A 25606-nucleotide genomic window follows, 5' to 3' on the forward strand; every position below is an offset into this window, starting at 1 on the left:
CGGATCTAGAGATGCGCGGTCTTGCCTTTGCGTTCGCGGCTGGCCGCGGGTGCGGCATTGAATTCCTGCTTGCGTTCCAGCAACCAGTCGCAAAACAGCTGCACCAGACGCGAATCCTTTTTGTGTTCCGGGTAGACGAAGCAGTAGCGTTTTTCGTGCCGCAGTTCGATGTCGAACGGGATGATCAGGTCCTGCCGGTGGATCTCGTTTTCCACATAGAAACGGGGGACGAGTCCCGCCCCCAGGCCGGAACGTGCCGCCTCGATGATCATGCCGTACATATCGAACCGGATGCCCAGCGCGGACGTGCCCCGGGCGTCCTGTCCGGACAGTTCGAACCAGTGCCGCCAGGCCTCCGGGCGGGTGGATTTGTGCAACAGGGGGATGCGCAGCAGGTCTTCGGGGGCCGTGAGCTGCGACACGTCGAAGAACGCGGGGTTGACGACCGGAACCAGGCGTTCTTCGAACAGGTCCACTTTGGCCACGCCCGTCCAGCTGGGATGCTCGAAATGCAGGGCCGCGTCGAATTGCGTGTCCTGGAACAGAAAAGGCAGTGGCTTTTCCGTCATGTTGATCGTGATGTTTGGATGCCGGCTCTGAAAACTGCGCAGCCGGGGCATGAGCCAGCGGTTGGCGAATGTGGGCAGCACAGCCAGTTCCAGGACGCCGTCATTGCCCTTGTTGTTCATCAGGGACAGGGTGTGCGCTTCGAGATCGGCCAGGCTTTTGCTGATGTTCTGCAGATAGGCGCGCCCCATGTCATTCAGGATGACCTGTCTTTTGACGCGCGTGAACAGCTTGAGCTCCAGATAGTGCTCCAGGGCCGCGATCTGCCGGCTGATGGCGCTTTCCGTCAGACAGAGTTCGTTGGCTGCCCGGGCGAAGCTGCCATGTCGGGCGGCGGCTTCGAAGACGGCGAGAGCGGTCGTGTTGGGGATCTTTCGCCGCATGCCCGGCTCCTGAATCGATAGTTGATGAAACCGCATCAACTATTGAATATTAATCAATTTACGCATCATCTTCGGGCCATCATACTCGATCCAGCCTTTCAAATTCGAGTGTCTTGTACAGGAGCCCAATGATGTCGCGTTATCAACTGTTCATCAACAACGAGTGGGTCGATCCGCATTCGTCCCGCTGGCTCGAAAGCCAGGATCCGTTTTCCGGAGAGGCTTGGGCCGAAGTGCCGCAAGCCGACACGGTGGACGTTGATCGCGCCGTCCAAGCGGCGGCCGATGCCTTCGTGGGCCCCTGGTCGCGCATCTCCGCGTCGGACCGCGGCTTGCTGCTCCACAAGCTGGGCGCGCTGGTCGAGCGCGATGCGGAGCGGCTGGCCTACGCGGAAAGCCGTGACAACGGCAAACTGATGAGCGAAGTACTGGGCCAGGTCAAATACATGGCCAAGTATTTCTATTACTACGGTGGCCTGGCCGACAAGATCCAGGGTTCGGTCGTGCCCATTGACAAGCCGGGCGTGTTCAACATGGTGCGCTACGAACCCATGGGCGTCGTCGCCAGCATCACGCCCTGGAATTCGTCGCTGCTGCTGACCGCCTGGAAGCTCGGCACCGCGTTGTGCGCGGGCAATACCATTGTTTGCAAACCGTCCGAATTCACTTCGGTGTCGATGTACGAGCTGGCAAAACTGGTCGAAGAGGCCGGTTTCCCGCCGGGGGTCATCAACGTCATCAGCGGCTATGGCAAGGACATCGGCGATCACATCGTCAGCCATCCCCAGGTGGCCCGGATCGCCTTTACCGGCGGCGACGAAGCCGGTCGCAGGGTCTACACCACCGCTGCCGCGCACCTGAAACGCGTGTCGCTCGAACTGGGCGGCAAGTCGCCCAACATCATTTTCGACGACGCCGACCAGGAAAAGGCCGCCAATGGCGTGATCACCGGCATCTTTTCGGCGGGTGGCCAGACCTGCATGGCGGGCTCCCGCCTGCTGGTGCAGGAGTCGATTCACGATGAGTTCGTCGAACGTCTGCTGAAAATCACCCGTGCCGCCAAGATCGGCGATCCGAGCAAGCCCGATACGCAAATCGGCCCCGTCGCCACCCGCCCGCAGTTCGAAAAAGTCCTGCGCTACATCGATATCGCCAAGAGCGAAGGGGCGCGCTGCGTCGCTGGCGGCCGTTCCCTGGAGGGGCCGGAATACGGCGCCGGCCAGTTCGTCGAGCCGACCATCTTCGTGGACGTGGACAATTCCATGCGGATCGCCCAGGAAGAAGTCTTTGGCCCCGTGCTGTCCATCCTGCGGTTCAAGGACGAAGAGGATGCGATCCGCATCGCCAATGACATCCGCTTCGGCCTGGCGGCCGGCGTCTGGACCAAGAGCCTGCACCGCGCCATGTTGCTGTCGGAACGCCTGCGCGCCGGCACGGTGTGGATCAACAATTACCGTTCGACCAGCTATACGACGCCTTTTGGCGGCTTCAAAGACAGCGGGCTGGGCCGGGAAGGCGGTGTGGAGGCCGTCAAGGAATACATGGAAGCCAAGAGCGTCTGGATTTCCACGGACCTGAACATGCCCAACCCGTTCGTGCGTCGTTACTGACGCACCCCGCCCCGAAAAACATCGCATAAGGAGGAAGTGCCATGTCCACGCATGCGGACAATTTGGATTTTGATGTTGTCATCGTCGGTTGTGGCGCGGCTGGTCTGTCGGCCGCGATGGAAGCCCTGGAGCAGGGCGCCAGCGTGGCACTGCTTGAGCGTTCGGATATTGAAAACCGTGGCGGTCAGACCCGCTGGACCGAGGCGCTGATGCGCATGAAAAGCGAAACGGAGGTCGCCGATGACCTGGAGAGCCATTTCGCCGAAAATGCGGGTCATTATCTGGACCCGGAACTGGTCGCCGAGACAGCCCAGGATTTCGAGAACTGGTCCTCGATCGTCAAGGTGCTGAATTTCACCGATCCGGAACTGATCGGCACCCTGGCCGATCGGGCGGGGCCCTCTTTGCAATGGTTGAAACGTTATGGCGTGCGTTTCGACAGCCAGCCGGGCTATTTCATCACGACCTGCACCACGCGCCTGGGACCGGTGGGCGGTGGCCTGGCCATCGTCGAAGCCCTGGCCCCCGCGGCCGAAAAGGCCGGCGCGCGGTTTTTCTACGAGACGACGGCGCGCCGTCTGGTGTTGAACGAAGCGGGCGTCGTCGTCGGTTTGGAGGCCAGCGGCAAGGGCAACCAGCGCCTGCGCTTCCATGCCAGGTCCGTCATCCTGGCATGCGGCGGCTTCCAAGGCAATGCCGAGATGCTGGTGCGCTATCTGGGACCGAACGCGCGCTATCTGCGCCCGGTGGCCCGAGGCGGCTATTACAACAAGGGTGAAGGCATTCGCATGGCGCTGGACATCGGCGCCGCGCCTGCGGGCGATTTCAGCGAAATCCATGCCGAACCGCTGGATCCGCGCTCGGGCGCGCCCGAACCGATCGTGCTGGTCTTCAATTACGGCATTCTCGTCAACAAGCGTGCGGAGCGTTTCATCAACGAAGCGCCCAGCACCGTCGATGCCACCTATGAAAACATCACGCGCCAGATTCTCAAACAGCCCGAGGGCATTGCCTGGGTGATTCTGGATTCGAAGATCGACGACGTGCCCAACTGGAAACGTTCCGTGCGTTCGGACCAGCCGCCTGTCAGCGCCCCCAGCCTGGAAGCCCTGGCCGAAGCGCTGGGCCTGGATCCCGCCGCCTTGCGGGCCACGGTCGGGCAGTACAACGCGGCCTGCACGGACGGTCCTTTCGATCCGCTGCGGAAAGATGATCTGGCGACTGCGCCGGGTTATCAACCGCCCAAGTCCCATTGGTCGCGCCGCATCGACCAGGGGCCGTTTTTCGCCTATCCGGTGATTTGCGGCAATTGCTTCACCTTCGGCGGCATCAAGGTCAGCCCCCGGAGCGAGGTCCTGAATACGGATGGCGAGCCGATCGATGGCCTGTATGCGGCCGGAGAGATGACCGGGCTGTACTACGGCACCTATACCGGTGCCACATCCGTCCTGCGCGGCGTTGTATTCGGGCGCATCGCAGGCGCCCAGGCGGCGGCCCGCCGCCTGGCCTGATCGACCCAGCAGTCAAAACAATACCCAGGAGGAAACAATGAAGAAATCCCTAGCAACGGCGGCCCTCTTTTTGGCGGCCTCCATGGCGACGACGGCGTCGCCGGCTTTGGCCGAAACCGGCGTGACGGACACGACGATCCGCATCGGCATGTTCGGACCCCTGACAGGTCCGACGGCGATCGGCTCGCTGCCCCTGTTCGGCGCAGCCGCCATCTACAAGGACGTCAACGCACACGGCGGCATCAATGGCCGGCAGATTGAGTTGATGATCGAAGACGATGCGTGCGATCCGAACAAGACGATTTCGGCCACCAAAAAACTGATTTCGCAGGATCAGGTTTTCATGGTGCATGGCGGGTGGTGCAGCGGCACGGTCATGGCCATCAAGCCGGAACTCGCACGGAATCCCGATCTGCCCTATATGGTCCTGGGTGCCGCCAGTTCGGCGATTTCTTCGCCGGTCATGGCCAATCTGTTCCACCCGATCGCGACCACCACCACGGTCACCCACACCATGCTGGATTTCGCGCTGTCCAAGCCGGGCGCCAAGCGGATCGCGATCATCAGCCATTCCGACGAATGGGGTAAATCGCATATCAATCCGCTGCTTGAATACATGAAGAGCAAAGGGATCGAGCCTGTGGAATCCGTCTGGCTCGAACGCGGCAGTACCAGTGCGACTTCCCAACTGCTCAAACTGCGCAGCGCCAAGCCCGATGTGGTGCTGGCGATCCTGTATCCGCCCGAACTGACGCTGTATCTGCGCGATGCCGCCAAGTACGGAGTCAAGGCCCCGACCGTCACCACGCAGGGCGTGTCGATCGAGGACATGGTCCATCGTGTCGGAAACCCGGAAGCGACCAAGAACCTGTTCGTCTTCTACCCCTTGTCCAGCACGCTGGATGCGCCGGAATTCGGCAAATGGAAGGACATGTACAGCAAGTACTATCCGAATGAGCCGGTGGAAACGCTCAGCTTCATGGGTATGACGGGCGCGCTGGCGGTCGTCGAGGCACTGAAGCGGGCCGGCCCCGACCTGACGCGGGCGAAGTTCATCGATGCGCTGAACAAACTGCATGATTTCAATCCGGGTCTGCAATCCGGCCCCCTGACTTTCACGCCGGAAGTCCACGCGGGGATCAGCAGCGGCAAGATGATCTATTGGCCCAAAGACCACGCCGAGATCGTCGCCACGTATCCGGCCGGTCATTGAGATCGCCGTCCGGCACACGATAAATGCGCCGGCCGGGCGCCCCTTACGGGAGCGCCCGGAACGGCCGCGGATGGGGGTGAATGTATGCTGGCTCAGCTGATTGTGAGTGGGCTCGTGAATGGCAGTGTGTATGCGGTGGTGGCATTGGGCATGACCGTGCTCTACCGCTCCACGACGATCGTCAATTTTTGTCACGGTGAATTTTTCATGCTGGGGGCGTTCGCGATCCTGATCGCCCAGCAGACGCTGGGCTGGTCATATGCGGCCTCCATCGTGTTTGCGCTGGTTCTGCTGGCGGTGTTCGGCAGTCTGGTCGAGCGCCTGCTGATGCGTCCTTTGCAGAACGCGCCGCACATCAGTCTGGCCATGATGACGATCGCGCTGTCCTATCTTTTCAAGGGCGTGTCGCGTTTTTTCTATGGCCGCGAGGTTGCGCCGTTGCAGCCGCTGGTGGATGGCGATCCCATCGAAATGGGTTCGGTCGTGCTGCTGCCTCAGGATCTGCTGGTGGTCGGCGCTTCGGTGATCATCGTCCTGGGATTCTTCTATTTCTTCCAGCGCACGCAGACGGGCAAGGTCATTCAGGCCGCTTCGCAGACGCCGCGCGGCGCGGCGCTGGTGGGCATCAACGTGCCGCGATTCCAGAATCTGATGTGGGGCGCGAGCGCCGCGCTCGGCGCGGTGGCCGGCATTCTGATTGCGCCCAGCACGCTGGTCTATCCGGACATGGGCGCCCACATGCTGATCCAGGCGTTCGCGGCCATGACGCTGGGCGGTTTCGGCTCACTGCCGGGTGCCGTACTGGGGGCTTTGATGCTGGGGGTGCTGGAAAATCTGATCGGCGGTTATGTGTCCAGCGCCCTGGTGGAAATCACGGCATACCTGGCGATCATCATGGTCCTGGTGGTTCGGCCGCAGGGCTTGCTCGGAGAATGGAGGCAAGGTCGTGGATAAAGCGCTGCCCGTATCGACAATGCGATATGTCGTCATCATCATTCTGGCCCTGCTGATGGCGCTGCCGCTGCTGGCCAATGATTATCAACTGTTCGTGGCCAGTACCATGCTGGTCTATTGCCTGGTCGCCGTGGGCCTGAATACGGTGCTGGGCTATCTTGGCCAGCTTGCTTTCGCCAGCGCCGCCTTTTTCGGCATCGGTGCCTATGCGGCAGGCCTGTCCATGGTGCACCTGGGCTTTGGCAGCCTGTCGGCCATCCTGTTGGCAACCGTCTGCGGCGGATTGGCCGGCATACTGGTCGGCTTGCCGGCGCTGCGTGTGCGCGGCTATTACCTGGCCATCATCACGCTGGCGTTTGGCGAGCTGATGCGCTGGTTCTATGTCCATGGCGATGCCGTCACCTATGGTTCGGGCGGCTTCAACATGCCGGACGTCTCCCTGTTCGGATTCGCCCTGAGCGACATGAAGAAGTATTACTTGTTCCTGTTCATGGTGGTCATCGGTGTGGGCGCCAGCGCTTTGTTGCTGCACTCGCGCTACGGGCGGGCGTTCGTTGCCGTGCGCAATAACGAACCGGCCGCCGGGTCCCTGGGGATTGCCGTCAACCGGACCAAGATCATTGCCTTTGCCTGGAGTGGCCTGATCACCGGTCTGGCCGGCGCCTTGTATGCCATTCTCAATGGCCGGGTGTCGCCGGATACGTTCGGGATTTCGCAGATGCTCATGCATTTCGTCATCGTGATGATCGGCGGCCTGGGCAGCCTGGCCGGATCCATGATCGGTGCCGTGCTGCTGACAGGACTGCCTGAACTGCTGCGCAATTTTCCGGGCCTGGAAGAAATCGTCTTCAGCGCCCTGCTGATCGTGGTGCTGTTCTTCATGCCCAAGGGCGTCGGCGGATTTCTGGCTGCGCATTTGCCCTGGATGAGGGAACGCTTGTACCGGGAGGACCGTCGAAATGCTTGAGGTTCGTGATTTGACTGTCCGCTTTTCGGGGCTGACCGCCGTCAATGGGCTGTCGTTTTCCGTCCAGCGGGGCGAAGTACTGACGTTGATGGGGCCGAACGGTGCCGGCAAGACGACCGCATTCAACGCCATCGGCGGGTTTGTGCCGATGGCGCAGGGTCACGTCGCGTTCAAGGACCAGCCGATCACCGGCCTGCGCCCGGCGCAGATTGCCGCGCTGGGGATCCGCCGCACGTTCCAGAACAATGGCATCCTGCGAGAAATGTCGGTCCTGGAAAACGTGCTGACGGGGCTCGAACTGGATACGCCCAGCACGTTCTGGGGCTGCGTCACGCGCTGGCCCGCATCGGACCGGGCCGAACGCGCCGCGACCGGACGCGCCCGGGCGATGCTCGACAAAATGGGCATCGCCGATCTGGCGGATCGACCCGCGGGCGATTTGTCTTTCGGCCAGCAGCGGCTGGTGGAAATCGCCCGCGCCATGGTGGCCGGCGCCGAACTGATCATGCTGGACGAGCCCGCGGTGGGTCTGTCTCCCGGCGATCGCCTGCATCTGGGCGAGTCCTTGCGGGACCTGGCGGCCGAAGGCATTGCGATCCTTCTGGTCGAACACGTCCAGGATCTCGTGATGGCGGTGTCGGATCAGGTGCTGGTGCTGAATTACGGCGAAAAAATCGCCCAATGCCCGCCCGGCGAGATCCGGAACAACAAACATGTGCTGGAGGTTTATTTAGGCCATGCCTGATCCCATTCTCCATCTCTCGAATCTGGACGTGCGCTATGGCAGGACCCAGGCCCTGTCGGGCATTGGCCTGTCGCTGTACGAAGGCGAGGCGGTCGGCCTGCTGGGCACCAACGGTGCGGGCAAGACGACGCTGCTGAATGCGGTGTCGGGGTTCCTGCGGCCATCCGGCGGGACCCTGGAACTGTTCGGCGAACCGATCCATCAGTGTCCGCCGCATCAGATCGTGCGTCGCGGCCTGCTGCAGCTGTCCCAGGAGCGCGACCTGTTCGGCGACCTGACGGTGCTCGACAATCTGCGTCTGGGCTCCCTGGCGCGGGCACCCAAGACCTTCGACCGCAATCTCGAAAGAGTGTTTCACTATTTTCCGCGCCTGAAGGAACGGGTCGCCCAGCGTGCGTCGACCATGTCGGGGGGTGAGCAGCAGATGCTCGCCATTGGCCGGGCCTTGATGGCCGAACCCCGCATCATGCTGTTCGACGAACCCTCGGCCGGCCTGTCGCCGCTGTTCGTCCAGGAAATCGGTGCCATGATGCGTGCCTTGCGCAATGACGGCGATGTGTCGATCCTGCTCGTCGAGCAGAACATGCTGCTGGCCGCCCAGGTCATTGACCGGTTCTACATGTTGCGTGCCGGCACCGTGGTCGCCGAAGGCCCCGTGTCCGAACTGGAACAGGATCATGAAGAACTCGCGCGGCGGTACTACCTATGACCCGATCCATGGCGGATCCCGCATCGGATCGTCCTTTGCCGGGCACGGACAGCCTGCCTGCGGTCTTCATGCGGGGCGGCACGAGCAAGGGCCTGATCCTGCATCGCGCCGACCTGCCCGCCAGGCAAGAAGACTGGAGTGCCTTGTTCGTGGCCCTGATGGGCAGCCCGGATGCTTATGGGCGTCAGCTCAACGGCATGGGCGGAGGCGTGTCGTCCGTCTCGAAAATCTGCGTCGTGGGGCCGCCCAGTGTGCCCGGTGCGGACGTGGACTATACCTTTGCCCAGGTGATGGTGGACGAGGCGCGTGTCGATTTTGGCGGCAATTGCGGCAATATGTCTTCCGCGATCGGCCCGTTCGCCCTGGATGAAGGCCTGATCAAAGCCGCAGGTCCCGAAGCCTGTGTGCGCATTCACAATACCAATACGGGCAAGATCATCCACGCGTTTTTCCCGACGGAGGGCGACAAGGCCGGGGTGCGGGGCGATTTGCGGATTCCGGGGGTCTCGGGGACCGGGGCGCCGATCCGGCTGGAATTCCTCGACCCGGGTGGCGCCAGCACCGGCAGGCTGCTGCCAACCGGCCAGGCCGCGCAATGGCTGGAGATTCCCGGGCGGGGCCGCTTCCGGGTGTCCATGGTCGATGCGGCCAATGCCTGTGTGCTGGTCGATCCGCAGTCGGCCGGACTGACCGGCCTCGAAATGCCGGCCGAACTCACGGCACGGCCGGATGTGCTGGAGATGTTGAATGACATCCGGATTCATGCTTCGGTGGCGATGGGCATCGCCGGCAGTCTCGAAGAGGCACGTGGGCGCCGGATGATTCCTTTCGTGGGCATCGTGTCGCCGCCTCGGGATGCCGTCATGTTGTCGGGCGAAATGATCCGTGCCGAAGCGGTGGATCTGACCGTGCGGATGATTTCCAGCGGACAGCCGCATCAGGCGTTGCAATTGACGGCGTCGCTGTGCATTGCCGTGGCTGCGCGCATCGACGGCACCGTGGCGGCCGTCGCGGCCCGGCGTGACGGCCGTCGCAAAGCACTGCGGATCGGCATGCCGTCGGGGGTCCTGACGGTCGGAGCCGACGTGCGACGGGACGACGCAGGCTGGGTGGCGGAGCGCGGCTATTTCTTTCGCACGGCCCGACGGCTGTTCGAGGGGCGTGTCTATCCGATGCCCTGACCCGGATTGCGGCGCCCGGGACCGGGTGCCTCAATCCGGCCGGGGGCGATTGTTGAACCGCCCCGTTTCAGAGTATGCTTCATCCTTGCTGTCACCCGATGCGGGTGGGAGAGCGCCGCACCGCGCATCGGGCGGCCGCCGAAGGCGCAATTCGCCCGGAATCGCTCAGGCACCCCGTACCATTCGCATGATGCCGTCATCGCATCGCAGCATTCTGGAGAGACCCGTTCCCCGATCCGGGCGCGGGCGCCGAAGGTGAACCCCCAGCAGTGCGGGGCAACTCTCAGGCAAAAGGACAGAAGGGCGCTGCCGGCATTCACTGCCGCCCCTTTTTCTCGTCCGGAGTTTCCATGCCCGCGCAAACCCCCCTGTACGAAACCCACGTCGCCCTGGGCGCCAAGATCGTCGACTTCGGCGGCTGGGACATGCCCCTGGCCTATGGCTCCCAGCTCGAAGAGCACCACGCCGTCCGCCGCGCTGCGGGCATGTTCGACGTGTCCCACATGCTCAACGTCGATATCGCGGGCGAGCGCGCCCAGGATTTCCTGCGCCATCTGCTGGCCAACGACGTGGCGCGCATCGCCGGCCAGCCGGGCAAGGCCCTGTATTCCTGCATGCTGCGGCCCGACGGCGGGGTGATCGACGACCTGATCGTCTACTTTTTCGCTCCGGAGCGCTGGCGCGTGGTCGTCAACGCCGGCACGGCGGACAAGGATCTCGCCTGGATGCGGGAGCAGGCCGCCGCCTACGGCGTGACCGTCGCCCCCCGGCGCGACCTGTCCATGGTGGCCGTCCAGGGCCCCGCTGCGCGCGAGGCCGTCTGGTCCGTCCATCCCGACTGGAAGCCCGCCACCCAGGACCTCAAGCCCTTCACCAGCACGGCGATCGACGAGAACACCCTGGTGGCGCGCACCGGCTACACCGGCGAGGACGGCTTCGAGATCGTGCTGTCGGCCTCGGCCGTCAAGGCCTTCTGGGACGCCCTGGCGCAGGCCGGCGTGCGGCCCTGCGGCCTGGGCGCGCGCGACACCCTGCGCCTGGAAGCCGGCATGAACCTCTACGGCCAGGACATGGACGAGACCGTCCACCCCCTGGAATCCGGCCTGGCCTGGACCATTTCCCTCAAGGACGAGTCCCGCGACTTCATCGGCCGCGCCGCCCTGACATCCGCCCCGAAGACCCGTGAACTGGTGGGCCTGAAGCTGCTCGATCGCGGCATCATGCGCGGCCACATGAAGGTCCGTACCGCCCAGGGCGAAGGCGAACTCACCAGCGGCACCATGGCGCCCACGTTGGGCTTTTCGATTGGCCTGGCCCGCGTGCCGGTCGGCTCGGCGCCGGGCGACCGCGCCGAAGTCGAGATCCGCGGCAAGTGGCTGCCCGCCGAAATCGTGCGCCCGCCCTTCGTGCGCAATGGCCAGGCCCTGGTCTGACTCTGATCGGCCGCGTCCGCGCTCCCTTTCCTTTTCATTCTTATCACTGACAACGGGGTACATCATGTCCATTCCCAACGACCGCAAATACACGGCCTCCCATGAATGGGTCAAGGCCGACGGCGACTGTTTCCTGGTCGGCATCACCGACGATGCCCAGGACCAGCTCGGCGACCTGGTTTTCGTCGGCGACGTTCAGGTCGGCGCGCATCTGGCCGCCGGCGACACGGCCGCCGTGGTCGAATCCGTCAAGGCCGCCTCCGACATCTACGCGCCGGTCGCCGGCGAGATCGTCGCCTTCAACGAGGCCCTGAACGACCAGCCCGCCCTGATCAACGAGGCCGCCTACGAGCAGTGGATCTTCAAGATCAAGCCCGACAATGCCGCCGACGCCGACGGCCTGATGGACGCCGCCGCCTACGAGGCCCAGGCCTGATCCACGGCCCGCCGTTCATTCCCTGAGTCACTCGGTTTCACCCCGGAGAACCCCATGCTGCGCGATTCCGCCACGCATTCCGAATTCATCGCCCGTCACATCGGGCCGTCCGAAGCCGACCAGCGCGCCATGCTGGCGGCCATCGGCGCCACCAGCCTGGACGCCCTGATCCGCGAGGTCGTGCCGGAAAACATCCTGTCCGAAGCCCCGTACCTGGATCTGCCGGGGCCGCTGGGCGAAGTGGAGGCGCTGGCGGACCTGAAGGCCATCGCCGGCCGCAACCAGGTGCTGCGCAGCTACATCGGTCAGGGCTACTACGGCACCTACGTGCCGCACGTGATCCTGCGCAACATCCTGGAAAATCCCGCCTGGTACACCGCCTACACGCCGTACCAGCCGGAAATCTCGCAGGGCCGCCTCGAGGCCCTGCTGATCTTCCAGACCATGATCACGGATCTCACGGGGCTGGACATCGCCAACTCGTCGCTGCTCGACGAAGCCACGGCCGCGGCCGAAGCCATGACCCTGGCGCGTCGTGTCTCGCGCGCCAAGTCCGACTGCTTTTTCGTGTCCATCCACGTCCACCCCCAGACCGTGGCAGTCCTGCGCACGCGCGCGGCCGGGCTGGGCATCGAGCTGGTGGTCGGCGACGAGGCCGACGGACTGCCCGACTGCTACGGCGTGCTGCTGCAGTACCCGCACAGCCTGGGCGGCGTGGCCGACTATCGCGCGCTGACCGAGCAGGCCCATGCCGCCGGCGCCATCGTCGCCGTGGCCACGGACCTGCTGGCGCTCGCGCTGCTGACGCCGCCGGGAGAATGGGGCGCCGACATCGCGGTGGGCTCGGCCCAGCGCTTCGGCGTGCCCATGGGCTACGGCGGCCCGCACGCCGGCTTCATGGCCTGCAAGGACGCCTACAAGCGCAACCTGCCGGGCCGCCTCGTGGGCGTGTCCCAGGACGCGCGCGGCGAACCCGCCCTGCGCCTGGCGCTGCAGACCCGCGAACAGCACATCCGCCGGGAAAAGGCCACGTCCAACATCTGCACCGCGCAGGTGCTGCTGGCGGTGATGGCCGCCATGTACGCCGTCTGGCACGGTCCCCAGGGCATCGCCCGCATCGCCCGGCGGGTGGCCACGCACACCGGCCAGCTGGCCGGCGCCCTGCGCGCCATGGGTCTGAAGGTCCGCAACGACACTTTCTTCGACACCCTGCATGTGGAAACCGGCGCCCGCACCCAGGCGGTGCTGGACGCGGCGGTGGACGGCGGCATGAACCTGCGCCGCGTGGACGGCGCCCACGTCGCCCTGTCGCTGGACGAGACCGTCGGCACCCAGGACATCGAGATCCTGGTCGGCGCGCTGGCGACCGGCATGGGCGTGGCGCGCGTCGCCCCGGACTTCTCGGCCGGGACCGACGGCATCCCGGCGGCCCTGCGCCGCCAGGGCGCCATCCTGGCGCATCCTTCCTTCTCGCGCGTCAAGTCCGAGACCGACATGCTGCGCTACCTGCGCGCCCTGGCCGACAAGGACCTGGCGCTGGACCGCACCATGATCCCGCTGGGCTCCTGCACCATGAAGCTCAACGCCACGGCGGAAATGATCCCCGTGACCTGGCCCGAATTCGGTCACATGCACCCGTTCGCCCCCGCGGGCCAGGCGCAGGGCTACCAGGAAATGATCGAACGCCTGTGCGCCGCGCTGTGCGAGATCACCGGCTACGACCGGATCAGCCTGCAGCCCAACTCCGGCGCCCAGGGCGAATATGCCGGCCTGCTGGCCATCCGCGGCTATCACCAGGCCAACGGAGAGCACCAGCGCAACGTCTGCCTGATCCCGGCCTCGGCGCACGGCACCAACCCGGCCTCGGCCCATCTGGCGGGCATGGACGTGGTGGTTGTGGCGTCGGACGACCACGGCAACATCGACATGGACGATCTGCGGGCGAAGATCGCCCAGGTGGGCGACCGCCTGGCCGCCCTGATGATCACCTATCCGTCCACGCATGGCGTGTTCGAGACCACGGTCACCGAAATCTGCGAACTGATCCACGAAGCCGGCGGCCAGGTCTACCTGGACGGTGCCAACATGAACGCCATGGTGGGTGTCGCCCAGCCGGGCCGTTTCGGCTCCGACGTGTCGCACCTGAACCTGCACAAGACTTTCTGCATTCCGCACGGCGGCGGCGGCCCGGGCGTCGGCCCGGTGGCGGTGCGCGCGCACCTGGCCCCGTACCTGCCCGGCGTGGTGGGCGAGGACGGCCGCTTGCCGGCGGGGCAGTCCGGCCCGGTGTCGGCCGCGCCCTACGGTTCGGCCAGCATCCTGCCGATCTCGACCCTGTACATCATGATGATGGGGGCGGAAGGCCTGCGTCGCGCCACCCAGGTGGCCATCCTCAACGCCAACTACCTGGCCGCGCGCCTGGCGCCGCATTATCCGATCCTGTACGCCGGGGCCAACGGCCGGGTGGCGCACGAGTGCATCCTGGACATCCGTCCGATCAAGGACGCCAGCGGCATCGGCGCCGAGGACATCGCCAAACGTCTGATGGACTACGGATTCCACGCGCCCACCATGAGCTTCCCGGTCGCGGGGACGTTGATGGTCGAGCCGACCGAATCCGAAGGCCTGGATGAACTGGACCGTTTCGTGGACGCGATGATCGCCATCCGCCAGGAAATCGCCGCCGTGGAACGCGGCGAGCAGCCGGCCGACGACAATCTGCTGGTCAACGCCCCGCATCCGGCGACCACGTTGCTGGTGCAGGACTGGACGCACCCGTACACCCGTGAACAGGCGGCCTTCCCGCTGCCCGGCATGGCGGCGCGCAAGTACTGGCCGCCGGTCGCGCGGGTGGATAATGCCTGGGGTGATCGCAACCTCAGCTGCGCCTGCCCGCCGGTCGAGTCCTACGCCGCCGAACCCGTCACGGCCTGACCGCTCTTCCCCGCCCGGGTCCGCAGAGACCCGGACCCACCGCCTGCCCCACCCGGCGAGTTCCGCGTTGCACGGACCGCCGGGTTTTTTTACCGTCGGGCCGCCCCAAGGTAAAAGCGCCCCCTTGGGGGGCAGCAAGCAAGCGGAGCTTGCGCGGCGTGGGGGTATTTCCTATCCTCTTCTTTTCCTCTTTGCGATCCGGAGACCGCCCCATGCCCTACGTCAACATCAAGATCACCCGCGAGGGCGCCACCGCCGAGCAGAAGGCCCGCCTGATCGAGGGCACGACCCAATTGCTGGTGGACGTGCTGGGCAAGAACCCCAAGACCACGTTCGTGGTGATCGAGGAAGTCGACACCGACAACTGGGGGATCGCGGGCGAACCGGTGACGGCGATCCGGGCGCGCGCCAAAGCGTCGGGCGGCTGAGGCGCGCCCCCGCGTTCAGGCGGTCTTGGTCCCGGGGACGCGCCGATACGTGACGAAGTCGTAGGCCAGGCCGTTTTCCGGCGGTTGCGGCAGGCGTTCGGCTTCCCGCCAGTGCCCGGCGGGCAGTGCCGGAAACCAGGTGTCGCCGGCCAGTTCGGCGTGGATTTCCGTGGCGACCAGCTCGTCGGCCAGGGGCAGGGCCAGCCGGAAGATCTGTTCGCCGCCGATGATGCAGACGAGATCGGTCTGCGCGCAGCTGGCCAGCGCGGATTCAAGGGTGGCATGGCATTCGGCGCCGGGCGCGGCGAAGGCCGGATCGCGGCTCAGCACCAGGTTGCGACGACCGGGCAGGGGACGCCCCAGGGACAGCCAGGTCTTGCGCCCCATGACGATGGGATGGCCCAGCGTGCTGCGCTTGAAGTGCGCCAGGTCGGCGGGCAGGTGCCAGGGCATGCCGCCGTCGCGGCCGATCACACGGGTGTCGGTGTAGGCGACGACCAGGCGGATGGCGGGACTGGACGGCATGGTGGGGGCGCTCCGTGAAGACATGCGCGCCAGTGTAAACCAGGTGATGAACCGCGCGCGCCGGCCGGTCCTGCCGGAAGGGGCCTCAATCCGCGAGGTCAGGCACCCGGAAGCACCCCAGGAAACGGTCCAGGGCGGCCCGTTCGCCGGAGATCCGCGCCAGTCCCGCCGCCACCGCGGCGTCCGGATCCGCCGCACCGTAGGCCAGATGCAGCAGGGTGGTGGGGGACGTGTCCAGCGTCGCTTCGGCCTCGGGATCCGCCGGCCCCTGGCGATGCACGTCCAGCCGGCCGCAGGCCACCCGGGCTGAAAAAGGCTGGTCGTCCAGGACCAGGCGGACCCGGGCGTCCCGGCCCGAGGCCGCGATGGGGTCGAACAGGGCGCGCATCGACAGCACCATGGCGTCCACGCCCAGCGGGGCGCCGCGCGCGAAACCGGGGGAGCGCACGCCCCAGCGGACCAGTTGCAGGAGGATGGGTTCCAGTTCCCGGCCCCAGGGGCTCAGGTCGTAGGCCATGCCGCCCGGTGGCGGAAGCCGGCGCCGGACGACGATCCCGGCCGCCTCCAGCTCGGCCAGCCGCTGGGTCAGCACATTGGCGCTGATGCGGCCCAGGCCGGCCCGCAGGTCGGTGAAACGTTTCGGGCCGAGCATCAGTTCGCGCACGATGAGCAGCGACCAGCGTTCGCCGATCAGGTCCAGGGCGTGGGCGGCCGCGCAGCCGTCGGCATAGCTTCTCTTGGTGCTCATGGGACGCCATCTTATCATGTAGTCCTAAAAAACAATTTGTTAGTTATTTTTTAGGATTAAAGAATGCTATAGTGCGCCGGATGAAAGCATCGGCGCCCACGGGCCGCGATCCTCGTGGCCGATGGGTGGGCGGCGAAAGAGAGGAGATGGAAATGGAGCACAAGAAACAGAAGGAAGCTGCGCAGGCCGGCATCCGGCAGGTGCTGGACGATTGGGCCGCGGCCGTGGGCCGGAACGACATGGATGCGCTGGCGGTCTGCTACGCGCAGGACGTGGTCGCCTATGACGCCATCAAGACGCTGCGTTTCGCGGGGCGGGAGCGCTATCTCGCGCACTGGGAAGAATGCCTGCGGATGTGCCCGGGCAGCGTGCGCTTCACGTTCAGGGACCTGGACGTCCAGGCGGCGGACGACCTGGGCTATGCGCACGCGTTGCTGGCCTGCGCGGCCGGCGGAGACGCGGGCGAGGCCTGGAGCCGCATGACCACGGGATTCCGGCGCGAGGCCGGCCGCTGGGTCATCGTCCATGAGCATTTCTCCTTTCCCTTCGATCTGAAGTCCGGCAAGGCGCTGATGGGCCTGTCGCCCGATGCGGTCGGGGGGCCTTCGCCGGTGCCGACCGACATGCACGCGGTGACGCCGCACCTGGTCTGCCGGGACGCGGCCGGCGCGCTCGATTTCTACCAGCGGGCTTTCGGCGCGACCGGGACCGTCCGGCTGGACGGTCCGGACGGCCAGTTGATGCACGGCTGTCTGTGGATCGGCGATTCCGCCGTGATGCTGATGGAAGAAACGCCCGCCTGCCAGTCCAGCAGTCCCGCCACACTGGGCGGGACACCGGTGTCCCTGCACCTGTATGTGCCCGATGCGGACGCGGCGTTCGAGCGGGCGGTGCGGGAGGGCGCCACAGCGGTGATGCCGCCGGCCGACATGTTCTGGGGCGACCGCTACGGCGTGGTCCAGGACCCCTACGGACATCGCTGGTCGATCGCGACCCACGTGCGCGACGTGAGTCCGGAGGACATGCGGGCGGCGATGGCCGGGCTCGCCGGCGCCTGAGGCCGGCCGGCCGCGGGTGGATCTAGCGGACCAGCCGCCGGATGGCCTGGTCCGCGCAGCGCGCCAGCAGGGCTTCCAGTCCGCCTTGAGCCAGTGTCAGGCCGGGCGCCAGGTCCATCAGGGGCCGCAGGACGAAGGCGCGTTCGTGCATCCGGGGGTGGGGGACCGTCAGGGTGGGCAGGCCGAGGGATCGGTCGCCGTACAGCAGCAGGTCCAGGTCCAGGGTGCGGGGGGCGTTGCGATAGGGCCGTTTCCGGCCATGACGCTGTTCGATGGCCTGCAGGGCCGACAGCAGATCCAGCGGCGGCAGCGTGGTGTCGAGGCCGGCCACGGCGTTGACGTAGTCCGGGCCGGAGGAATCCACCGGTGCCGTGCCATATAGCGGCGAGAGCCGCAGGGCGGACACGCCGGGCACGGCGGCCAGTTCGGCCGCGGCACGGCGCACTGTGTCGGCGGCGTCGCCCAGATTGGCGCCCAGGCCGATGTAGGCCTGGACGGTTGGCGGGTCTGGGGGCGGGCCGGAAGGACTCATGCGGTGTGGCGCGGTTTCGATGCGTCGCGCCGGGCGCGGGCGGGTCGAAGGCGGACGTTCAGGCGGCGCCGCCTTCCGGCGCATCGGCGGCCCGCGTGGACTGGCCGCCCACGCCCGCGGATGTGTTGCGACGGCGGCGACGCTTGCGGGTCGCGCCGGAGCTGGCGCGACGGGCGCCGGCGTGGCCTGCCTGCCAGGTGTCGATCATCTCTGAGCGGCGTTCATCGTTGCTGTCGGACAGGTCCATCCACCATTGGGCCAGGACGCTGTCGACCTCGCGGGCCTCGGCCCGCAATTGCAGGAAATCCACGGCGGCGCGGAAGCGCGGCTGTTCCATCATGCGCCAGATCGAGCGCACCGTGGCGCGCTCGAAGCGGGCCTGCATCAGCCAGATCTCGCGCATGTCGGCCTGGTGGCGGCGCTGGATGGCGAGCTTGTCCATCTGTTCCTCGATCACCGAGTCGGCGGCGCGGATCAGGGCCTCGTTGCGTTGCACGCCCTGGGCGGTCAGGGCGGCCCAGCGTTTCTGCACCAGCCGCCACAGCAGGGCGGCGAACAGGAAGCTGGGGCTGACGGGCTTGCCTGCCCGCACCCGGGCGTCGGTGCGCGACAAGGCGATCTCCACGAAGGCCTCGCCGCCGTCTTCCTCGAAGATGCGGTCGATCAGCGGGATCAGGCTTTTCGTCAGGCCCGAGCGGCGCAGTTCGCGCAGGCAGTCCATGGCGTGACCGCAGGTCAGCAGCTTGAGCGTCTCGTCGAACAGGCGCGAGGCCGGAACGTGCTCGATGAGCGCCGACAGCCGGCTGATCGGCGCCTCGGTGCCCGGGTCGATGCGCGCGCCCAGCTTGGCCTGGAAACGCAGTGCCCGCAGCATGCGCACCGGATCCTCGCGGTAACGCGTGTCCGGATCGCCGATCATGCGCACCACGCGGTTTTTCAGGTCCGCCACCCCCTGGTGGAAATCGATGACCTCTTCTTTCAGGGGGTCGTAGTACAGGGCGTTGATGGTGAAGTCGCGTCGCGCGGCGTCTTCTTCGTGCGTGCCGAATTCATTGTCGCGCAGGATGCGGCCGTGTTCGTCGGTTTCCTGGTTGCCGGAGGACGGTGCGCGGAAGGTCGAGGTCTCGATGATTTCCTGGCCGAACACGACGTGTACCAGCTGGAAACGCCGGCCGATGATGCGGGCGCGCCGGAACAGCGGCCGGACCTGGTTGGGCGTGGCGTTGGTGGCGACGTCGAAATCCTTGGGTTCCAGGCCGACGATCAGGTCGCGCACCGCGCCGCCCACGATGTAGGCGTCGAAACCGTGCTGGTTCAGGACTTCGCAGACTTTGATGGCGTGCCGCGACACCAGGCGCCGATCGATGCCGTGCTTGTCGCGCGACAGGCGCACCGGGCCGCTGGGCGGGGTCGCGAACAGGCGCGAGACGAAATTCTTGATGGTCTGCTTGAGCATGGCGCGTATTTTAAGGCTTTGTATCGCCGCTGTCCCCGCTCAGGATTTCGCGTCCCGCAGGGCGCCGAACAGGTCCAGGACGCGCCAGCCACGGCCGACGGCGGTTTCGCGCAGCGCCGGACTGGGGTTGGTGGCCACCGGGTGGGTCACCGCCTCGAGCAGGGGCAGGTCGTTCATGGAATCGCTGTAGAACCAGGATTCGTCGAAATCCTCCAGTTGCCGGCCCTGTTCCCGCAGCCATTCGCGCACGCGCAGGACCTTGCCCGCCTTGAAGCTGGGCGTCCCTTCGATGCGGCCGGTGTAGCCGCCTTGCGCGTCGCGCTGCGGGATGGTGGCGATCAGGTGGTCGATGCCCAAAGAACGGGCGATGGGAGCGGTGACGAAGGCATTGGTCGCCGTGACGATGGCGCACAGTCCGCCGCGATCCTGGTGTTCGGCCACCAGTTCGCGCGCGGGCGGCAGGATGCCCGGTTCGACGACCTCGGCCATGTAGTCCAGGTGCCAACGGTCAAGCTCGTCCGGCCGGCCCAGGCGCAGCAGGCCCAGCATGAAGTCGGCGGCCTCCTCGGCGGACAGGGTGCCCTCGTTGTAGCGGCGCATCAGGTCGTCGTTGCGGCGGCGGGCGGCTTCCGGGTCGCCGGCGCGGCCGGTGCGCGCCAGGAATTCGGCCCATTGGTAGTCGCTGTCGAAAGGCAGCAGGGTGTGGTCCAGGTCGAACAGGGCCAGATGAGTCGGCGTGGTCATGGGTTCCTCTGGGGGGGCGGCGCGTCGGCCAGCAGGTCTTTCAGCAGGGGCAGGGTGATGGGGCGGTGGCGGGCCAGGGAATACTGGTCCAGGCTGTCGATCAGTGTCGTCAGGCGTCCCATGTCGCGGTCGCAGCGGGTCAGTATCCAGTGCAGGACTTCGTCGGACAGTTGCAGACCGCGCTGCCGCGCGCGATCGCGCAGGGCCTGTGCACGGTCCTCGTCGGACAGCTGCTCCAGGCGGAACACCAGGTCCCAGCCCAGGCGGGTGCGCAGGTCTTCGCGCAGCGGCATGGTCAGGGGGGCGCGGTCGCCCGCGGTCAGCAGGGCGAAGGCGCCCGGCGTGCCGGCGGCGGTGCGCCAGCGGTTGAACAGGGCGAACAGGGCCGCCTGTGCGGCGGGATTCAGGTCGGCGACGTCGTCCACCGCCACCAGGGACAGGGCCTGGTCCTCGTCCGTCGCCAGGGCGTGCAGCCGCTGTGCCGGGGATCGCGCATCCAGGTAATGGCAGCCCGCGCCTTGCGCACGGGCGCGCAGCAGGTGGCTGCGCCCCGAGCCGATACCGCCCCAAAGATACACGGCGCGTCCGGGGCCGAGCAGCCGCACGGATTGCAGCGCGGCCAGGTTCGCGCCGGGCACGAACGCGTCCAGCGACGGCATCGTGCCCGGCAGGATGTCGAGCAGCAATTGCTGCGCCTGGGGCTGCGCGAAGGGCGGTGTCCGGTCTTGCGTCATGCTGGGGTGCAGTTCATCGTAAAATCAGGCGAATATACAAACTTGCAATTCTTGCACATTCGGCGGTTTTTCTCATGACACAAGGCACCTCTCCCTCCATGACCTACCGCGACGCCGGGGTCGACATCGATGCCGGCGACGCACTGGTCGATCGCATCAAGCCCCTGGCCGCCCGCACGATGCGGCCCGGCGTGATGGCGGGGATCGGCGGCTTCGGCGCCCTGTTCGAAATCCCGCGCCATCTGCGCGAACCGGTGCTGGTGTCCGGCACCGACGGCGTGGGCACCAAGCTGCGCCTGGCCTTCGAATGGCAGCGTCACGACACGGTCGGCATCGATCTGGTCGCCATGAGCGTCAACGACATCCTGGTCCAGGGGGCGGAGCCCCTGTATTTCCTGGATTACTTCGCCTGCGGCAAGCTGTCCGTGGATACGGCGGCCCGCGTCGTGGGCGGCATCGCGCGCGGTTGCGAACTGGCCGGCTGCGCCCTGATCGGCGGCGAGACGGCGGAAATGCCCGGCATGTATCCGGACGGCGAATACGATCTGGCGGGTTTCGCCGTCGGCGCGGTCGAAAAGTCCGCGATCATCGACGGCGCCGGCATCCGGTCCGGCGATACGGTGCTGGGCCTGGCTTCCAGCGGCGCGCACTCCAACGGCTATTCCCTGGTGCGCAGGATCCTGCAGCACGCCGGCGCGCATCCCGACCAGGATCTGGACGGCCGCCCCTTGGGCGACGTGGTCATGGAACCCACCCGCATCTACGTCAAGTCCGTGCTGGCCGCCCTGGCGGCCCACGGCGCGGCGATCAAGGGCCTGGCGCACATCACCGGCGGCGGCCTGCTGGAAAACGTGCCGCGCATCCTGCAGCCGGGGCTGTGCGCCCATCTGCATCGCGACGCCTGGCAATGGCCGGCGCTGTTCCAATGGCTGCAGGCCCAGGGCGGCGTGGCCGACCAGGAAATGGCGCGCGTGTTCAACTGCGGCATCGGCATGGTGCTGGTGGTGGATCCGGCCCAGGCCGACGCCATCGCCGCCACCCTGCGCGCCCAGGGCGAGACCGTCTACGCGCTGGGCGCGATCGAAAACCGGGCCGAAGGCGGCGCGCAGACGATCGTGGACTGATCCGGCGCGGGCCCGGGCGCCCGCGTTTCAATCCCCCAGCATGCGTGCGCAGTGCCGCGTGATTTCAGCCGCGGCCCGATCCGACAGGCAATCCACAGGGATCCGCTGCGGCAGCGACCGCAGCCAGGTGATCTGGCGCTTGGCCAATTGGCGGGTGGCGGCGATGGCCTGTTCGATGGCCTGATCCAGGGAAATCCGGCCATCCAGGTGATCCCAGAGCTGCCGGTAGCCCACGCAGCGGATCGACGGCAGGCCCGGGTGCAGGTCGGCGCGGGCATGCAGGCTCCGCACCTCGTCCGGCAAGCCCGCAGCGATCATGGCCTGGTAGCGCCGGGCGATGCGGGCGTGCAGCACGGCCCGGTCCGAGGGCTCCAGGCTGATTGTCTCGAAACGCCAGCCGGGCAGGACCGGCATCGGGGGTTGCGCCAGCCAGTCGCTCATGGGGCGGCCGCTGCTGTGCCAGATCTCCAGCGCGCGCTGCAGGCGCTGGCTGTCGTGAGGCGCCAGCCGGGCGGCGGTGACGGGGTCCACGCGCGCCAGCTCGGCGTGCAGGGCGGGCCAGCCGCGTTCGAGGGCCTGCGCGTCCAGGTGCCGGCGGATTTCCGGATCGGCTTCGGGCAGGTCGTTCAGCCCTTCGCGCAGGGCCTTGTAGTACAGCATCGTGCCGCCGCACAGCAGGGGAATCCGGCCGCGCGCGCGGATGTCCCGCGCCAGCGCGGCGGCATCGCGGGCGAACTCGGCGGCGGAATAGGCCTGCGCCGGATCGCGGATGTCCAGCAGGTGATGCGGCACGCGTGCCTGTTCCTCGGCCGTGGGCTTGGCCGTGCCGATGTCCATGCCCCGGTAGATGGTGGCCGAATCCATGACGATGATCTCGATCGGCCAGCGCCGCGCGAGCGCCATCGAGGCCGCCGACTTGCCGGACGCCGTCGGACCGGCCAGGCAGATCAGCAAGGGCGTATGGTCCGGATTCACGAGGCGGGGTCCGGGCGGGATGGGGCGTGCGGCATCGAGTCACTGTCCCCGCATGAACAGTTTGTCCAGATCGCCCAGGCTCCATTGGAACCAGGTCGGGCGCCCGTGATTGCACTGGTCGGCGCGCTCGGTTCGTTCCATCTGGCGCAGCAGGGCGTTCATCTCGTCCAGCGTCAGCCGCCGGTGGGCGCGCACCGCGCCATGGCAGGCCATGGTCGACAGCAGTTCGTTGCGCTGCTCGGTCAGCCGGGCCGAATGGCCAATGCGTTCGACGTCGGCCAGCACCCCGCGCGCCAGGGATTCGATGTCGCCCCGGGCGAGCAGGGCCGGGACGGCGCGCACGGCCAGCGAGGCCGGGCCGGTGGCGCGGATCCGCAGACCCAGTTCGTCCAGCGCGTCCTGGTGCGCCTGGGCGGTGGCGACCTGGATTTCCGTGGCGGTGAACACCACCGGGACCAGCAGGTCCTGGGCCGGCAACGGCGCCTGGTCCAGGGCCTGTTTCAGGGATTCGTAGACCACGCGCTCATGCGCCGCATGCATGTCGACGAGGATCAGGCCGCGCGCATTCTGGGCCAGGATGTAGATGCCGTGCAACTGGCCCAGCGCCATGCCCAGGGGCAGGTCGGCCTGCGCCGTGGGGACGGTGTCCGCGGGCGATCCGCCCGCGCGGGCCGGATCGCCCGATGCCGCGCGATCGCGGCCTGCCGGGTCCCGTTCCGGACCCGCCGCGTCGGCGGCATCCAGCGGCTGGTACAGCTTGCGCCAGTCCTGGGCTGGGAGACGGTCGTTCAGCGCGAAGCGCTGCTGGACCGGGATGCGGGCGGGGTAGGGGGATGCGGGACGGGGTGCCGTGTGCGCCGCCGCGCCAGGCGTCTCGAACCGCGATGGTTCGGCCCCGTCGCCGGCCGTCGGCTCGGGGGGCGCGTCGACCGGCCCGTCCGCAGCGGCCCCGCCGCGCCCCGCGAGGGCTTCGCCCAGCGTCTGGGCGACATAGCGGTGCACCGCCCCGCTGTCGCGAAAGCGGACCTCGTGCTTGGCCGGGTGCACGTTCACGTCCACGCCTGCCGGGTCCAGCGTCAGGAACAGCACGAAAGCCGGCTGCCGGTCGCCGTGCAGCACGTCGGCGTAGGCCTGGCGCACCGCGTGGGAGACCGTGCGGTCGCGCACGTAGCGGCCGTTGACGTACAGGTATTGCCGATCGGCCCGGCTGCGGGCGAAAGTCGGGCGCGTGATGCAGCCTTCCAGTGCGACCAGCCCCTGTTCGGCCGACACCGGCAGACTCTGGGTCGTGAATTCGTCTCCCAGCACATCGCGGATGCGGCCGAGGATGTCGGTGGCCGGCCAGTTGCGCTGGGGCCTGTCGTTGTGGAACACGCGCAAGGCCACCTGGGGATGCGCCAGCGCGATGCGTTCGATGGCGTCCAGGCAGTGGGCGTATTCGGTCTGTTCGCTGCGCAGGAACTTGCGCCGCGCGGGGATGTGGTCGAACAGCTGGCGTACATCCACGCGCGTACCCACGGGGCCCGCCGCCGGGGCCGGATCCGCCTGGCCGGCGGCGAGCTGCCAGGCCTGCGTGTCCCCGGCGGTGCGCGAACTCAGGGTCAGGTGGGCGACCGAGGCGATCGAGGCCAGGGCCTCGCCCCGGAATCCCAGGGTGGCGACCGACTCCAGTTCCGCCAGGGAGGCGATCTTGCTGGTCGCATGGCGTTGCAGGGCCAGTGGCAACTGGCCGGGCGGGATGCCGTGGCCGTCGTCGGCCACCAGGATGCGGCGGATGCCGCCGCCGTCCAGGCGGATCTCGATGGCCCGGGCGCCGGCGTCCAGGGCGTTTTCCAGCAGTTCCTTCAGCACGGAGGCGGGGCGTTCGATGACTTCGCCCGCGGCGATCTGGCTGATGAGGATGTCGGGCAGGGCGGCAATGGTTCGCGTCATGAAAACGATTATAGTGAGGGCTCGTTCCCGTCCCTGTTTTTCGAGGTCTCGTGGCCAAATGGCTGAACTGTTCCAACTCATTCTGCACATCGACCAGTACCTGGGTGTCTGGGTGGCGCAATACGGCGCATGGATCTATCTGATCCTGGCGCTCATCATTTTCGGTGAAACGGGGCTGGTGGTGCTGCCGTTCCTGCCCGGGGATTCGCTGTTGTTCATCGCCGGGGCGTTCGGCGCTTCCGGCCTGCTCGATCCGGTCCTGCTGGGGGGCATCCTGATCGCGGCCGCGATCCTGGGCAACACCGTCAATTACCAGGTGGGGCACTTCATCGGTCCCAAGGTCTTTTCGCGCGATTACCGGTTCCTGGACCGCAAGGCCCTGATCAAGACCCACGTCTTTTATGAGAAACACGGCGGCAAGACCATCGTGCTGTCGCGCTTCCTGCCGCTGTTCCGGACCTTCGCGCCCTTCGTGGCCGGGGTCGCCGGCATGCGCTGGCTGACCTTCCAGCTCTACAACGCCCTGGGGGCCATCGTCTGGGTCGCCGGCCTGATCACCCTGGGTTATTTTTTCGGCAACGTCCCCATCATCAAGGAACACCTCAACACCATCGTGCTGATCGGCGTGGGGGCGGCCGCCGGGCCGGCGGCCGGCGGCGTGCTCTGGAAGCTGCTGCGCGGCAACAAGGCCGGGCAAGTCTGAGTGC

The 25606-nt window shown here is 66.8% G+C and carries 24 protein-coding genes, 1 pseudogene and 2 riboswitches; of the genes and pseudogenes, 16 read left to right on the forward strand and 9 right to left on the reverse strand.

Features of this window, described 5'->3' with window-relative positions:
- Positions 1 to 5 precede the first annotated feature (5 nt).
- Positions 6 to 950, reverse strand: a complete 945-nt coding sequence (locus O4H32_RS07110; RefSeq protein ID WP_269357880.1) for a LysR family transcriptional regulator — start codon at positions 948 to 950, stop codon at positions 6 to 8.
- Positions 951 to 1081: 131 nt separating this feature from the next.
- Between O4H32_RS07110 and O4H32_RS07115 the strand changes: the two genes are divergently transcribed.
- The 12 genes from O4H32_RS07115 to O4H32_RS07170 all read left to right on the forward strand — a co-directional run bounded on the left by O4H32_RS07115 (position 1082) and on the right by O4H32_RS07170 (position 15071).
- Positions 1082 to 2560: an aldehyde dehydrogenase gene (locus O4H32_RS07115; RefSeq protein WP_269357926.1), complete on the forward strand. Its 1479-nt coding sequence runs from the start codon at positions 1082 to 1084 to the stop codon at positions 2558 to 2560.
- Positions 2561 to 2622: 62 nt separating this feature from the next.
- On the forward strand, positions 2623 to 4071 hold the full coding sequence (gene tcuA, locus O4H32_RS07120; RefSeq protein ID WP_269357881.1) for an FAD-dependent tricarballylate dehydrogenase TcuA: 1449 nt from the start codon (positions 2623 to 2625) through the stop codon (positions 4069 to 4071).
- Positions 4072 to 4108: 37 nt separating this feature from the next.
- On the forward strand, positions 4109 to 5284 hold the full coding sequence (locus O4H32_RS07125) for an ABC transporter substrate-binding protein (RefSeq protein WP_269357882.1): 1176 nt from the start codon (positions 4109 to 4111) through the stop codon (positions 5282 to 5284).
- Between the two features lie 84 nt (positions 5285 to 5368).
- Entirely contained in the window at positions 5369 to 6238 is an 870-nt protein-coding gene (locus O4H32_RS07130) for a branched-chain amino acid ABC transporter permease (RefSeq protein ID WP_269357883.1), read from the forward strand.
- A 19-nt stretch (positions 6239 to 6257) separates the two neighbouring features.
- Positions 6258 to 7205 carry a branched-chain amino acid ABC transporter permease gene (locus tag O4H32_RS07135; RefSeq protein ID WP_269357884.1) on the forward strand — a complete coding sequence of 316 codons (948 nt, stop codon included), beginning with the start codon at positions 6258 to 6260 and terminating at the stop codon, positions 7203 to 7205.
- Positions 7206 to 7215: 10 nt separating this feature from the next.
- Positions 7216 to 7950, forward strand: a complete 735-nt coding sequence (locus O4H32_RS07140) for an ABC transporter ATP-binding protein (RefSeq protein ID WP_269357885.1) — start codon at positions 7216 to 7218, stop codon at positions 7948 to 7950.
- A complete protein-coding gene (locus tag O4H32_RS07145; protein WP_269357886.1) occupies positions 7943 to 8659 on the forward strand; it encodes an ABC transporter ATP-binding protein in 717 nt (238 codons plus the stop codon). Before O4H32_RS07140 ends, O4H32_RS07145 begins: the two co-directional genes overlap by 8 nt.
- Before the next feature lie 8 nt (positions 8660 to 8667).
- Positions 8668 to 9840 (forward strand): 2-methylaconitate cis-trans isomerase PrpF family protein, encoded by a 1173-nt coding sequence (locus O4H32_RS07150; RefSeq protein WP_269357887.1) that lies wholly within the window; start codon positions 8668 to 8670, stop codon positions 9838 to 9840.
- Positions 9841 to 9935: 95 nt separating this feature from the next.
- A riboswitch (glycine riboswitch) is annotated at positions 9936 to 10032 on the forward strand.
- Positions 10033 to 10044: 12 nt separating this feature from the next.
- Positions 10045 to 10149, forward strand: a riboswitch (glycine riboswitch).
- A gap of 41 nt (positions 10150 to 10190) precedes the next feature.
- The gene (gene gcvT / locus O4H32_RS07155; RefSeq protein WP_269357888.1) at positions 10191 to 11273 is read left to right on the forward strand and encodes a glycine cleavage system aminomethyltransferase GcvT; all 1083 of its coding nucleotides are present in this window, start codon (positions 10191 to 10193) and stop codon (positions 11271 to 11273) included.
- 64 nt (positions 11274 to 11337) lie between these two features.
- Positions 11338 to 11709, forward strand: a complete 372-nt coding sequence (gene gcvH / locus O4H32_RS07160; RefSeq protein ID WP_269357889.1) for a glycine cleavage system protein GcvH — start codon at positions 11338 to 11340, stop codon at positions 11707 to 11709.
- Between the two features lie 54 nt (positions 11710 to 11763).
- Complete coding sequence (gene gcvP, locus O4H32_RS07165; protein ID WP_269357890.1) at positions 11764 to 14643, forward strand: aminomethyl-transferring glycine dehydrogenase; 2880 nt, start codon at positions 11764 to 11766, stop codon at positions 14641 to 14643.
- A 212-nt stretch (positions 14644 to 14855) separates the two neighbouring features.
- Complete coding sequence (locus tag O4H32_RS07170) at positions 14856 to 15071, forward strand: tautomerase family protein (protein WP_269357891.1); 216 nt, start codon at positions 14856 to 14858, stop codon at positions 15069 to 15071.
- 15 nt (positions 15072 to 15086) lie between these two features.
- Here the strand turns inward: O4H32_RS07170 and O4H32_RS07175 are convergent, their stop codons facing one another.
- Both O4H32_RS07175 and O4H32_RS07180 read right to left on the reverse strand, forming a co-directional pair.
- Positions 15087 to 15596 (reverse strand): dihydrofolate reductase, encoded by a 510-nt coding sequence (locus tag O4H32_RS07175; RefSeq protein ID WP_269357892.1) that lies wholly within the window; start codon positions 15594 to 15596, stop codon positions 15087 to 15089.
- Positions 15597 to 15681: 85 nt separating this feature from the next.
- Positions 15682 to 16344 carry a winged helix-turn-helix transcriptional regulator gene (locus tag O4H32_RS07180; RefSeq protein WP_269357893.1) on the reverse strand — a complete coding sequence of 221 codons (663 nt, stop codon included), beginning with the start codon at positions 16342 to 16344 and terminating at the stop codon, positions 15682 to 15684.
- 152 nt (positions 16345 to 16496) lie between these two features.
- On the opposite strand from O4H32_RS07180, the pseudogene O4H32_RS07185 reads away from it, so the two are divergent.
- Both O4H32_RS07185 and O4H32_RS07190 read left to right on the forward strand, forming a co-directional pair.
- Positions 16497 to 16880, forward strand: a pseudogene (locus O4H32_RS07185) (YybH family protein); the annotation flags it as partial.
- Between the two features lie 36 nt (positions 16881 to 16916).
- Positions 16917 to 17402 (forward strand): VOC family protein, encoded by a 486-nt coding sequence (locus O4H32_RS07190; RefSeq protein ID WP_269357927.1) that lies wholly within the window; start codon positions 16917 to 16919, stop codon positions 17400 to 17402.
- A gap of 22 nt (positions 17403 to 17424) precedes the next feature.
- Here O4H32_RS07190 and O4H32_RS07195 read toward each other — a convergent pair whose 3' ends face one another.
- From O4H32_RS07195 to hda, 4 genes are read right to left on the reverse strand one after another with little or no spacing between them, the layout of a single operon-like run.
- A complete protein-coding gene (locus tag O4H32_RS07195) occupies positions 17425 to 17934 on the reverse strand; it encodes a 2-amino-4-hydroxy-6-hydroxymethyldihydropteridine diphosphokinase (RefSeq protein WP_269357894.1) in 510 nt (169 codons plus the stop codon).
- 58 nt (positions 17935 to 17992) lie between these two features.
- On the reverse strand, positions 17993 to 19390 hold the full coding sequence (gene pcnB, locus O4H32_RS07200; protein WP_269357895.1) for a polynucleotide adenylyltransferase PcnB: 1398 nt from the start codon (positions 19388 to 19390) through the stop codon (positions 17993 to 17995).
- Positions 19391 to 19429: 39 nt separating this feature from the next.
- Complete coding sequence (locus tag O4H32_RS07205; protein WP_269357896.1) at positions 19430 to 20134, reverse strand: HAD family hydrolase; 705 nt, start codon at positions 20132 to 20134, stop codon at positions 19430 to 19432.
- Complete coding sequence (gene hda, locus O4H32_RS07210; RefSeq protein WP_269357897.1) at positions 20131 to 20868, reverse strand: DnaA regulatory inactivator Hda; 738 nt, start codon at positions 20866 to 20868, stop codon at positions 20131 to 20133. The genes O4H32_RS07205 and hda overlap by 4 nt, the downstream gene beginning before the upstream one ends.
- 74 nt (positions 20869 to 20942) lie before the next feature.
- On the opposite strand from hda, the gene purM reads away from it, so the two are divergent.
- The gene (gene purM / locus O4H32_RS07215) at positions 20943 to 21992 is read left to right on the forward strand and encodes a phosphoribosylformylglycinamidine cyclo-ligase (RefSeq protein ID WP_269357898.1); all 1050 of its coding nucleotides are present in this window, start codon (positions 20943 to 20945) and stop codon (positions 21990 to 21992) included.
- 27 nt (positions 21993 to 22019) lie between these two features.
- On the opposite strand, the gene miaA is transcribed toward purM, so the two are convergent.
- Together miaA and mutL are read right to left on the reverse strand one after the other, a co-directional pair.
- The gene (miaA, locus tag O4H32_RS07220) at positions 22020 to 22967 is read right to left on the reverse strand and encodes a tRNA (adenosine(37)-N6)-dimethylallyltransferase MiaA (protein ID WP_269357899.1); all 948 of its coding nucleotides are present in this window, start codon (positions 22965 to 22967) and stop codon (positions 22020 to 22022) included.
- A 39-nt stretch (positions 22968 to 23006) separates the two neighbouring features.
- Positions 23007 to 24899 carry a DNA mismatch repair endonuclease MutL gene (gene mutL, locus O4H32_RS07225; RefSeq protein WP_269357900.1) on the reverse strand — a complete coding sequence of 631 codons (1893 nt, stop codon included), beginning with the start codon at positions 24897 to 24899 and terminating at the stop codon, positions 23007 to 23009.
- Between the two features lie 58 nt (positions 24900 to 24957).
- Between mutL and O4H32_RS07230 the strand changes: the two genes are divergently transcribed.
- Positions 24958 to 25602, forward strand: a complete 645-nt coding sequence (locus O4H32_RS07230) for a VTT domain-containing protein (RefSeq protein WP_269357901.1) — start codon at positions 24958 to 24960, stop codon at positions 25600 to 25602.
- Positions 25603 to 25606 lie beyond the last annotated feature (4 nt).

Origin of the sequence: Castellaniella denitrificans (assembly GCF_027214045.1) — a bacterium.
Taxonomy (GTDB): Bacteria; Pseudomonadota; Gammaproteobacteria; order Burkholderiales; family Burkholderiaceae_B; genus Castellaniella; species Castellaniella denitrificans_A.